The sequence below is a fragment of the Pseudobdellovibrionaceae bacterium genome (assembly GCA_023898385.1).
Taxonomy (GTDB): domain Bacteria; phylum Bdellovibrionota; class Bdellovibrionia; order Bdellovibrionales; family UBA1609.
This window is the reverse complement of the sequence record CP060220.1, coordinates 472633-486624: the sequence shown is the minus strand read 5'-3', so window position 1 is coordinate 486624 and position 13992 is coordinate 472633. Positions and strand designations below refer to the sequence as shown.

Sequence of the window (13992 nt, the reverse complement as noted above, 5' to 3'; positions counted from 1 at the left end):
ATAACCGCCAGGAAACGTAAACGGAGCTGCCAATGTGGATTCAAATATTCCCGTAGCATCTACGTCACCCGTATTAGTCACTGTGAACTCATGATCCACTGTGGTAGAGATAGCTATGTTACCAAAGCTAAAACTATCTGGCACAGCTGAGATACCAAGCACTGCTGGGTTGGCGCCGGTTCCATCCACAGACTCTGTGACAGATGTATTGCTTGCGCCATTGTTAAAGTTGAGTTGAATTGTGTCGGACAGGGCTCCTGCTCCGCCAGGTACAAATTCCACTACAAATGTACAGCTGCCGCCGCCTGAAGGAATCGTTCCGCCATTTGTACAAGTTCCAGAACCAGGGAAAGCCCCTGTTTCAAACTGAAAGTTAGCTGTTCCAAAGGCCGCACCCGTGACATTTGTGGCATCTACAGCACCTGAGTTGGTCACTGTAAAAATCTGTTGCGTTGTGCTGCCAATGGCTTGTGTGCCGTAATCAAATGTGTCTGGAGTGATATCCAAAGTGGCCGGAGTCACCGATGTCCCCTGCAAGGTCACACTGGCCGTGACTGGAGCTACTGTTGTGCCATCATCATAATCTAAATCCACATCATCACTGGTGGCACCAAGACCTGATGGCAAATACTGCACTTCAATAAGACATGTATTACCGCCACCAGGTAAGATGGTGCCCGTACATGTACCGTTAGTTCCGGGATAACCCAAACCACCGGTGTAACTATAGGGGTTGGCAAGCACTGAGCCTTCAATAATGCTAGTGGCATTTACGCCACCCGTGTTTTCTACGGTGATTAAAGTGATGTTCGTTGAACCATTAGCCACATTGCCCCAGTCTTGTGGATCTGGAGTGAATGTGAGAAGCGCTGGATCTGTGGCCACACCTTGCACGTTTCTTGTGGCCGTCACACCCACAGCCACACCATTATCATAAGTGATCACCATGGTGTCGGAGTCTGAGTTGTTCACTGTGGGGGCGTATTCCACAACCACATCACAAGTTACACCACCGGCCAAGCTTCCGCCATTCACACACGTCCCCGCTGTACCAGGGAAAGTGCCGCCTAAAAACCCAAACTCAGGACCAGTAAAACTTCCAGCTAAGTTTGTGGCATCCACAGCGCCGGCTGCGTTGGCCAGAGTCAATATCTGTGTGGTTGTACCATTTCGTGCAATAGTGCCAAAGTTCACAGGTCCTGCCGGAGTGATAGTGATGAGTGCCGCTGGAGCGCCTGTTCCATCTATTTGTAACTGGTTACTTGTCGCACCCACACCGTTATTAAAACTTAAGATCACATCATCAGTGTGCGCACCACTGGCTTGTGGGATGAATTCCAATTCAATTTGGCAACGGCCGCCCACTCCAGGCACGATCGGCGTTATACACGTGCCCAAGGTTCCAGGGTATCCACCTGCACCTGTGAACTTAAAGTGAGTGCCTGTGGTGAAAGATCCACCCACGCCCACAGCATTCACTTCACCAATGTTTTCAACCCAGAACAGTCTCGACACCGAAGAGGCATTGGCCGCGACACCAAAGTCATATGAAGGCGCATCGTCAAACACCAGTTGAGCGGGCAATGCGCCCGTACCATCAAGTCCATGCAACATCTGACTTGTGCCAGTGGCATCCGTATAATCTATAGTTAAGTTATCGCCATTATAAGTTGCACTTCCCACTGGAGTAAAGTCCACATCCACTGTACATGTGGCACCCGCTGCAATGGTTGCACCACAAGTTGTGGCGTTAATAGCAAATGGACCACCACTTACGCCCACACTCACGCCTGTGGCATCCACGCCACCTGTGTTTTGAATTGTGAACGAACTGTGCGTGCTCGTCGCACCCACAGCCACTGTTCCAAAATCATAAGGGTCTAACTCGCCACTGATCACAACAAGGTTTGCTGGGTTAGCTGCTGTACCCGTAATGGCTTGAGTCACATCGGTGGCCGCCACTCCATCGTTATAGTTCACGTCAACGTCATCGTTTCGGGCACCGGCCACACCGGCTGGCACAAACTCCACTCTAAATGTACATGTGGCCAGACTTGCCAGTGTGCCACCATTCACACATGTTCCGCCACCAGGGAATGTTCCACCAGCAAACGCATATTCTGGCGCCAAGGCAAATGCATCACCAGCAATGGCTGTAGCGTCCATCTCTCCTGTGTTGGTCAGTGTCCATTCGTGCACTAAAGTAGACCCAATCGGACGTGCTCCGAAGCTAAAAGCATCAGGGTTAGCGGTGATCGTTAATAGAGCTCTTGTTCTAGCATCACCATTCAATGCCGCTGTGGCATTCGGCGGGCCTGCAATTGTACCATCGCTGTAGGCCAATGAAATCGTATCTGTAGCCAGACCGCTCACTGAGGGCGTCCAACGCACGATGATTGTACAGCTCGCACCTGATGCAATAGTCCCGGTACCTGGACATGTACCACCACCTGGATAACCCCCTGGCAGACTCCAGTCGCCGCCAAGACCAGTTTCAGCTATACCTGTGGCATCCACATCGCCCGAGTTGGTCACTGTGAAAGTGTGATCCACTGTAGTTGTGGTTTCTTGAATGCCCCAGTTGAATGAATCAGGGTTGGCTGCAATGGCTAGACTTGCTGGGTTCACACCGTTACCATCTAGGTCAGCTGTGGCATTCACCGTGGCCGCTCCGTTGAAGTAACTAAAAATCACTTGATCGTTTTGGACACCTGTGGATGTGGGTGTAAATTCCACTTCAATTAAACAGCTCGAAGTGGGTGTTAAGCTACCCGCAGCCACACAGTTACCACCTGTTCCTGGGAAGCCCCCGCCAGTGTAGTTAAAATCACCTGTGAGACTTGTCTCATTCATATTGGTCACAACGAAGTCACCAGTATTGGTGATAGTAAATACTTGTGGTGTGCTAGCACCGGCATTGGCCACATCACCAAAATCATGTGGATCTGGAACTATGGTCAATAGACCCACATTCACCGCATTACCGTCCACTTGGGCCGTTTCATTCACCGGCCCCACACCATTATTGTAGCTGAAATCAATAAAATCAGTGTCTACGTTAACCACTGATGGGTTGTAGTAAACTTCGATGTCACAACTGGCTAAAGGTGCCAATGTCTGATTGGCCACACAGGTTCCGTTGGTTCCCGGGAAAGTTCCTGCTGTGTACTTAAATGGATCCGCCAAGCCCACTTCGTTCACTAAAGTCGCATCATAACCACCGTTGTTAGTGATAGTGAAGATTTGCGCTGCGGTTGACCCACCAATAGCCATATCGCCAAAATCAAAACTTACAGGAACAATATCCAAATCTGCTGGCACAACACCTGTTCCGTCTAAAGTGACAGCCGACGTGACCACGGCGGCCCCATTGTTGTATTGAAGTGTAATATCAGCTGTGGCTGCACCAGGTGCCAATGGACCAAAACGCACCACGATGTTACACGAAGCGCCTGAGTTAATACTCACACCGCAAGGTACAGTAGCCCCCGCTCCAGGAAATCCACCAGGGATGGTAAATGGTGCGGCTAAAGTGATTTCAGAAATTGCATTTGCCGTCACATCACCTGTATTTGTAATTGTAAACTCGTGGTCCACAAAAGTGGCCGTGGCCACGTTACCATAACTGAAGCTGTCAGGAACTGCAGCAATGGCTAACGCAGCAGGGTTAGCCCCAACGCCTGTTGTTCCGTGAGATTCCACTTGAGCTGCGGCGCCGTCGTTATAGTTGAAAGTCATAGTATCCGTGTGTGTGCCGGCACCTTGCGGAATAAAATCCACACTGAAAGTACAAGTGGCGCCGAAAGCTAAATTTCCACCTTCAACGCAAGTCCCGCCGCCAGGGAAAGCGCCACCTGTATATTGATAGTTGGCTGTGGCCAATCCACCAGAGGTAATTCCTGTTGCGTCAATGTTTCCTGTGTTTTCAAGAGTTAACAAAATGGGAACGGTGGCTCCAGCGGCTGCCGTACCAAAATCGGTGGGATCAGCGCCTTGAACATTAAGAACTGCGGGGTTATCTGCGTTACCCTGCAAGGTTACGCTGGCTGCAACAGGAGCAACAAGTGTTCCGTCATCATAATCTAGATCCACGTCATCGCTCGTGGCACCATTAGCCGTTGGAACATATTGAACTTCGATCAAACAGGTATTTCCACCACCTGGTAAAATCGTACCAGCACAAGTTCCGTTGGCACCAGGATACCCACTTCCACCCGTGTAACTATAAGGAGCAATCAACGCCGATCCAGCAATCACGCCTGTGGCGTCCACGCCCCCAGTGTTTTCAATTGTTAATAGAGTGACATTTGTCGATCCACGGGCCACTGTGCCCCAATCTTGCGGACTTGGAGTGAACGTCAATAGCGCCGGATCCGTGGCCACACCCTGCACAGGTCTTGTGGCCGTTTGCCCTACAATCACCCCGTTATCATAAGTGATCGTAATTGTGTCACTGTAACTGGCATTGGCCAACGGCGTGAATTCAACTTCGATATCACAACTCACTCCCCCAGCCAGTGAACCTGCTAAAACACAAGTTCCACTAGTTCCTGGGAAAACGCCGCCACCGGTAAACGCAAAATCGGCCGTGCCCAGGGCTCCTGTAATATTGGTCGCATCCACAGCACCAGCCACGTTGGTTAATGTGAAAATTTGAACAGCTTGTCCACCGCGAGCGATGGTTCCATAATCATAGGTGCCACCGGGCACTATGGTTATTAGCGCTGCAGGAGCACCCGTTCCATCAATTTGCAGTTGATTACTTGTCGCACCCACGCCGTTATTGAAACTCAAAATCACATCATCTGTGTGCGCACCACTGGCTTGTGGAATGAATTCCAACTCAATTTGACAACGGCCACCCACGCCAGGCACGATGGGCGTAGTACATGTGCCCAAGGTTCCCGGATATCCACCAGCACCTGTGAACTTAAAGTGAGTGCCTGTGGTGAAAGATCCACCCACGCCCACAGCATTTACTTCACCAATGTTTTCTACCCAGAACAGACGAGCCGTTGACGATGTGTTGGCATGCACGCCAAAATCATAAGACGGCGCATCGTCAAACACCAACTGCGCTGGCAACGCTCCCGTCCCGTCGAGCCCATGCAGCATTTGGCTTGCGCCTGTGGCGTCGCTGTAATCAACAGTGAGATTGTCGCCATTGTAAACAGTGCTGCCCACGGGCGTAAAATCCACATCAACTGTACAAGTGGCACCAGCAGCTATTGTGACACCACAAGTTGTGGCATTGATACTAAACGGGCCACCGCTCACACCTACACTCACACCTGCGGCATCCACGCCACCGTTATTTTGAACAACAAATGAACTGTGAGTACTAGTCGCGCCAACCGCCACAGTGCCAAAATCATAGGGGTCAAGCTCACCGCTAATCACAACCAAGTTAGCAGGATTGGCGGCTGTGCCCGTGATCGCTTGAGTCACATCGGTCACGGCAACTCCGTCGTTGTAGTTTACATCAACCACATCGTTGCGAGCGCCCGGTACTCCTGCGGGCACAAATTCCACTCTAAATGTACAAGTGGCACCGTTTACAAGTGTTCCGCCATTCACACAACTTCCGCCACCAGGGAATGTTCCGCCAGCAAACGCGTACTCAGGCGCTAATCCAAAAACGTCTCCGGCAATGGCTGTAGCATCCATTTCACCTGTATTTGTTAAAGTCCATTCGTGCACCAGAGTCGAACCAATCGGACGCGTTCCAAAACTGAAAGCATCAGGATTGGCCGTAATAGTTAAAAGAGCTCGGGTTCTTGCATCCCCAGTCAGTGTGGCTGTGGCATTGGGTGGCCCAGCAATTGTTCCATCGCTGTAGGCCAGAGAAATGTCATCTGTGGTCACACCGCTCACAGAAGGCGTCCAACGTACGATGATTGTACAGCTCGCACCTGAAGCTATCGTACCTGTACCTGGACATGTACCACCTCCAGGATATCCGCCTGGCATACTCCAGTCTCCGCCAAGACCAGTTTCTGTAATACCAGTGGCATCCACATCGCCTGAGTTTGTAACAGTAAATGTATGATCCACTGTGGTTGTAGTTTCTTGAATGCCCCAATTAAAAGAATCTGGATTGGCCGCAATACTGAGGTCGGCCGGGTTGACACCTTCGCCGTCAAGATCTCCAACTACGTTTGTCGTGGCCGCTCCATTGAAGTAGCTATAATCAATGGTGCCATTTTGCACACCCGTTGAAGTCGGCAAAAATTCTAACTCAATTAAGCAACTCGATGTGGGGGTTAGACTACCCGCCGCCACACAGTTACCACCCGTCCCCGGGAACGCACCACCGGTGTAGGCAAAATCACCACCAACGCCCACTTCATTCATCGCTGTGACAACAAATCCGCCGGTGTTGGTAATTGTAAATAGCTGGGCCGAACTTCGACCACCGTTGGCCACAGGTCCAAAATCATGGGGATCTGGTGCCACTGTCAAAACTCCAATAGCCACGCCGTTACCATCAAGTTGGGCTGTTTCGTTCACAGCACCCACACCATTGTTATAGCTAAAATCTATAAACTCCGTGGAGGCCACAATGGCCGAAGGGTTAAAGTAAACTTCGATATCACAACTGGCTGCCGGAGCTAACGTTTGATTGGCTACACAAGTGCCATTTGTTCCGGGGTAAGTTCCGCCTGTGTATTTGAAAGGATCAACCAATCCCACTTCGTTAACCAACGTCGCGTTATATCCGCCATTGTTTGTTACAGTAAAGATCTGTGCCGCCGTTGACCCACCTTGAGCCATATCACCAAAATCAAAACTTGCAGGAACGATATCGAGGTCGGCGGGAATCACGCCCTCACCATCAAGCGTCACACTTGAAGTCACTAAATTCGCACCATTGTTATACTGAAGAGTGATGTCGGCATTCACAGCACCTGGAGCCAAAGGTGCAAAACGAACAACAATATTGCAGCTCGCTCCCGAGGCCAATGTAGGTCCACATGCCACTGTGGCGCCAGCTCCTGGAAATCCTCCCGGCATTGTAAAGGGTGCAGCCAAAGTGATTTCAGTAATTCCAGTGGCCATCACATCGCCGGTATTTGTAATTGTGAACTCATGATCTACGCTTGTAGAAACGGCCACATTTCCATAATTGAATGCGTCCGGTACGGCTGCAATCCCCAAGGCCGCTGGATTTGCACCCACTCCTGTCACTCCATGAGACTCAACTTGAGCAGCTGCGCCATCATTATAAGATAGAGTCAATGTGTCAGTGAGTGTGCCCGCACCTTGAGGTGTGAAGTCCACACTAAAAGTACAAGTGGCGCCTGCGGCCAACGACCCACCTTCAACGCAAGTTCCGCCACCAGGATAAGTGCCGCCCGTATATTGGTAGTTCACTGTTGCTAAGCCGCCAGATGTGATTCCTGAAGCAGCAATATTGCCTGTATTCTCAAGAGTGAGCAGCATAGGAACTGTGGCTCCCACGGCAGCGGTTCCAAAGTCAGTGGGATCTGCCCCTTGCACATTTAAGACAGCTGGATTGTCCGCATTACCCTGCAATGTCATGCTGGCTGTAACAGGAGCGATGAGTGTACCGTCATCATAATCTAAATCCACATCGTCATTTGTTGCGCCATTGACCGTCGGCACATACTGCACTTCAATGACACAAGTGTTGCCAACGCCAGGCAAAATAGTTCCCGTACAAGTTCCATTTGCTCCCGGATATCCGGAGCCACCGGTATAACTATAAGGAGCTAATAGAGCGGACCCCTCATTGACTCCCAAGGCATCCACGCCGCCTGTGTTCTCTATAGTTACCAACGCAACGTTGGTGGAGCCGCGGGCCACTGTTCCCCAATCTTGAGGGCTAGGAGCGAATGTCAACAATGCGGGATCTGTAGCATTACCTTGAATGGGCCTAACCGAAGTCTGACCAACAACAAGTCCATCATCATAGGTGATGGTGATGTTATCCATGTAGCCGCCATTAGCTAACGGTACGAACTCCACTTCAACATCACAGCTCGCCCCACCAATCAAAGTGCCATTGATCACACAAGTCCCGTTCGTACCCGGGAACACCCCGCCGCCAGTGAATGCAAACTCCGGAGTGGCAACAGCGCCAGTGATATTTGTCGCATCAACAGCACCCACTAAATTTGTTAACGTGAAAATTTGCACGGCACGACCACCGCGAGCAATGGAGCCAAAATCAAAAGTCCCACCCGGAGCAATTGTGATTAATGCAGGTGGCGCACCGGTACCATCAATCTGCAATTGATTGCTTGTCGCACCCACGCCGTTATTGAAACTTAAAATCACGTTGTCGGTGTGCGCTCCCGTGGACTGCGGGATAAACTCGATTTCAATCTGACAACGACCACCAACACCTGGCACGATGGGGTCAGCACAAGTACCTAAAGTACCTGGATAACCACCGGCTCCAGTAAACTTAAAGTGAGTGCCTGTTGTGAATGACCCCGCAAGACCGATGGCATTGACTTCGCCTATATTTTCTACCCAGAAAAGGCGAGCTGTTGAAGATGAGTTAGGCTGAATACCAAAGTCATAAGAAGGCGTGTCATCAAACACAAGTTGAGCAGGAAGTGCACCTGTGCCTTGCAATCCGTGCAACATTTGCGATGCCCCCGTGGCATCACTGTAATCTATCACTAAATTGTCACCGACAATGGCTCCACTGCCAACGGGCGTGAAGTCCACATCCACTGTACAAGTGGCACCGGCCGCAATTGTTGCACCACAAGTGGTTGCATTAACTGTATATGGCCCACCACTAATGCTGACGGCCACGCCCGTGGCATCAACGCCGCCTTGGTTTTGTACAACAAACGAACTGTGAACACGGGTCGCACCAACAGCCACGGTGCCAAAGTCATAGGGATCAAGCTCGCCACTAATCACCACAAGGTTAGCCGGGTTTGCGGCCGTGCCCGTGATGGCCTGAGTCACATCGGTTGCGGCCACACCATCATTATAGTTAACATCAACGTTGTCGTTTCTGGCCCCTGGCACCCCGGCGGGAACAAATTCCACACGGAAAGTACAAGTGCCCGCAGCAGCCAAGGTGCCACCATTCACACAAGTTCCGCCACCTGGGAAAGTGCCGCCAGCAAAAGCATATTCTGGAGCCAATGCGAAGACATCTCCCGCAATGGCCGTGGCATCCATTTCACCTGTGTTAGTGAGTGTCCACTCTCGAATTGTGCTTGAACCCAGAGGCTGAGTGCCAAAGCTGAACGGATCTGGATTAGCTGAGATCGTTAATAGGGCGCGCGTTCGGGCATCAGCTGTTAATGTGGCCGTGGCATTGGGCGGGCCTGCTAAAGTACCATCGCTATAGTTAAGTTCGATGTCATCTGTTTTTACGCCACTCACCAAAGGATTAAAGCGAACAACAATCGTGCAACTGGCACCAGAAGCAATCGTACCCGCCAAAGGACATGTTCCACCACCAGGATATCCTCCTGGCATAGTCCACTCTCCGCCTAGGCCCACTTCCGAAATGCCGGTCGCTGAAACATCACCTGAGTTACTTACTGTGAATGTGTGATCAACGATTGTTCCTGTTTCAACAATGCCCCAGTTGAACAAGTCCGGATTGGCTGCAATGGATAAACTTGCGGGGTTCACTCCCGTACCGGTCACATCACCCGTTGCCGAAACCGTGGCCGCACCATTAAAGTACGTAAATTCAATTTGATCTGCTAGTCCGCCTGTAGCCGTAGGTCTAAAAGCCACTTCGATTTGACAGCTCGAAGTGGGTGTCAAACCACCAGCTGCCACACAGTTCCCGCCAGAACCTGGGAACGCGCCACCTACATATATAAAGTCGCCCGTTAAACCCACCTCATTCATGTTGGTCACAGCAAATCCACCCGAGTTGGTCACGGTAAACAATTGAGACACACTTTGTCCGCCATTTGCCACTGAACCAAAATCATGGGGGTCTGGAGCGATCGCAAGCAGTCCAACAGCAACTCCTGTTCCATCCAGCTGGGCTGTTTCGTTCTGCGCGTTTAATCCATCAAAATAGCTAAAATCTAAAAAGGTCGTGGCTGCACCCAATACGGATGGATTAAAATAAACTTCCACGTCACAACTGGCTGCCGGAGCTAACGTTTGATTGGCCACACAAGTGCCATTCGTGCCAGGGAAAGCCCCGCCCGTGTATTTAAATGGATCCACCATTGCCACTTCATTAACCAGAGTGGCGTTGTATCCACCCACGTTAGTGATGGTAAAAATTTGCGCCGTGGAAGAACCGCCTAAAGCCATATTGCCAAAGTCAAAACTTGGCGGTGTAATGTCTAAATCAGCTGGCACAAAGCCAATACCGTCAACGGTAACCACTGATGTAACAACATTAGCCCCATCATTGTATTGTAGGGTGATGTTAGCGTTTTGGGCGCCCGTGACCGTGGGTTCGAATCGAACCACTATATTGCAACTGGCTCCAGCGAGAATGGTATTACCGCAAGGCACTGTTGCACCCGCACCTGGGTACCCACCAGGCATTGTAAATGGAGCTGCCAAAGTGATTTCAGACACTCCCGTGCCATCTATGGATCCCGTATTTGTTACGGTAAATTCGTGATCTAGGTTTGTTGTCAAAGCCACATTTCCGTAGCTAAAACTATCTGGAATATTAGCAATATTTAGGGAGGCCGGATTAGCGCCAACGCCTGTTACACCATGAGTTTCTACTTGAGCTGCGGCCCCATCATTATACGAAAGAGTGAGGTTGTCTGTATGTATGGCTGCCCCTTGCGGCATAAAATCCACACTAAAAGTACAAGTGGCGCCCGCAGCTAAGTTGCCACCTTCTACACAAGTTCCACCGCCAGGGAATGTCCCCCCTGTGTATTGATAATTCACTGTGGCCAGTCCGCCAGAAGTAATTCCCGTGGCGGCTATATTACCGGTATTTTCTAAGGTTAATACCAGAGGCACAGTGGCACCCACGGCAGCTGTTCCGAAATCTGTAGGATCAGCACCTTGCACATTGAGCACAGCTGGATTATCCGCATTCCCCTGCAAGGTCACACTGGCTGTCACTGGCGCTAAAATAGTTCCATCATCATAGTCGAGGTCGAGATCATCACTGGTTGGGCCATTGACCGTGGGCACATATTGAACCTCAACCATGCAACTGTTGGCCACTCCGGGCAAGATGGTTCCTGTACATGTGCCGTTCGCTCCCGGATAACCACTTCCACCGGTATAACTGTAGGGAGCTAAAAATGCTGAGCCTATGATTATGCCAGTGGCATTTACACCACCTGTATTTTCCACATTAATAAGCGCCACATTGGTTGAACCACGAGCCACTGTGCCCCAGTCCTGTGGACTCGGTGTAAATACAAGTTGAGCGGGGTTGGTCGCCACACCTTGAATATTTCGACTGGCCGCAACCACAGCTACACCATTGTCATAGTTTAATGTTAAAGTGGAGTTGTAGGATCCGTTCACGGCGGGCGTAAATTCTACTTCTACATCACAAGATGTACCCGGCAACAAAGAACCACCAGAAACGCAGTTGCCGGCAGTTCCTGGGAATACGCCGCCGGCAAAATCGTATTCAGGAATGGCAAATGCCACCTCTGTAATACTTGTGGCATCAACGGAACCAGCTGCATTAGTAATAGTGAAAATATGAGTGGTCAGTGAGTTGCTGGCCACGCTGCCAAAACTATAAAATGGGGCATCAGAAATCGTAAGAATGGCCGGATTTGCACCCGTACCGATCACATCACGAGACACTGAAGTGGCAATGACTCCATTATTATAGTCAACAGTGATTGTGTCATTAAGTAGGCCCGTGGAGTTGGGGCCAAACTCGACCACCACGGTACAAGTGGCTCCCGGGGCGAGAGGCGTTCCGCAATTGCCCGATGCTCCCGGATAAACATCTGTAGTTTCCCAACGAAAATCAGGTGAAGTTAATCCGCTGCCAGCCATTAGAGTGGCATCAACGCCGCCCGTGTTTTGCACTGTAAAGGTGTAAGGAGTAAATGAACCAATGGCCTGAGTGCCGTAATCGTAGGGGTCAATTTCTGTGATTGTTAATAATGCCGGTGCTGCCGCATCGCCGTCGATACCCTGAACCAATGCTTGAGCCACCACTCCATCATTATAATTGATCTGTAAGTTTCCAGCATGAGGGCCAGTGGATAATGGCGCATATTGAACTTCAACAGTACAGCTGGCTGAAGGATTAATGGAAGCGCCACAGGTTGTACTGTTGACCGTATACGGAGCCACCAACCCGCCCACAATCACGCCCGTTGCCGGCACTCCACCTGAGTTTTGAATTGTAAATGTATGAGACCGAGTGGATCCGTAGGCGATCACTCCGAAATCGGCTTGAAAATCATAGGGATTAGGTTCGCCACTTGTTACAACGAGATTGGCAGGAAGTGCGCCGATACCCGTAACCGTCATGGCATCATTCACATTATTAACGCCATCAAAATAATCTAAAGAAACAAAGTCCGTATGAGATCCCACACCAGCAGGCGCATACTGAACATTCACCGTACAAGTGCCACCGTTTCCGGCTAAAGTCGTCGAGCAAGTTCCGCCACCGGGGTAAGTGCCACCAGCGTATTGAAAATCAGCTGTGAGCAAACCGGCATCAACTATCGCCGTGGCGCCAATGCTTCCGGTATTAGTAATTGTAATCGTTTGCAAGGTCACAGATCCGATAGCTCTTAATCCAAAATCATATACAGGCGCTAAATCATAAACCAAATTAGCGGGAGTCATGCCCTCCCCTTTTATATCCCGATCGGCTTGCGATGTACCCGCACCATTGTCGTAATAAATTTCAATGGTGTCTGAGTGCATGCCCGTTGTAACTGGCGCAAAAGTCACCACGATGTCACAAGTGGCCGCCGGCGCTAAACTGCCTAAACAAGTGCCGCCCGTGCCCGGATACCCAATGCCACCGGCATATCTAAAGGGGCTCGCCAACCCGCCGCCACCCATGGATGTGGCTGTGGACCCGCCCGTGTTGGTGATTGTGAACGTGTAATCGACAGTGTTTCCAACAAGAATCTGACCATAGTCATACTCGGGTGCATCTGAAATTTCTAAATTAGCAGGAATCAAAGCCGTACCCTGAAGATCTCGGGTGGCCAGCTGTGCTGTGGCGCCATCAAAATAATTCAGCTCAATGCGATCCGTGTAAAAACCAATGTTGGTTGGCGAAAACGTGACCACAACGGTACAACCTGTTCCGCCAGGGATGGTCCCATCAATGGGGCATGTCCCGTCAGTTCCAGGATACAATCCATCTTGAAACTGAAAAGGTGAACCCAAACCACCTTCGATGATGTTGGTGGCTGTTGCACCTCCCGCATTGGTGATTGTAAACACATGGTCGTGATCGCCGCCAACAGCTTTGGTTCCGTAATCATAAACAGGTGCATCAGAAATCGTAAGAACGGCGGGAGTGGTTCCAGTACCCTCAAGAAACAGCGTGGATGTGACAGTGTCATTGTTTGAATTGTAAGTGAGCGTGAAGCTTTCTGTGTTGGTCACATAAGCCGCTGGAGTATATGTTAATACAATTTCACAAGTGCCACCGGCAGCAAGAGTGCTAGTACAGTTTCCGCCGATACCGGGGAAGCTTCCACCCTTAAACGCAAATGGCGAAGGGATGCTGCTGCTGGTGACGTTTGTGGCGGGAAAGTCTCCCAAATTGAAGAGGTCCACGGTGGCCTCAGCCATTCCGCCCACTGCAGTTTCGCCAAAATCATACTTGTCTGTGGCACCTGACGGCGTACCGTCCTCAGAGAAAATAATTCGAGCCGCTGATTTGTTTGCTAACTGATCATTGATCTCGGCAACGCAGCCTAGAAGCCATACGGCCAATCCCGCGACCACAAAGGAACTTACGGGTGTATGGGATACACCTCGCCCCAGCTTCCACAGCGTTTTGCAGAAGCTCATGCATAGATTAGTAATATAAATAACTATGCTACGTTCCAT

Annotated in this window: 1 protein-coding gene (only partly in view); it reads right to left on the bottom strand. The window is 50.5% G+C overall.

Annotated features, from left to right (window positions below):
• Positions 1-13992 carry the 5' end (the start) of a choice-of-anchor D domain-containing protein gene (locus H6626_02040; protein USN47894.1) on the bottom strand. It extends 17391 nt beyond the left edge of the window, so the window shows 13992 of its 31383 coding nt (coding positions 1-13992); its start codon is at positions 13990-13992; its stop codon lies beyond the left edge, outside the window.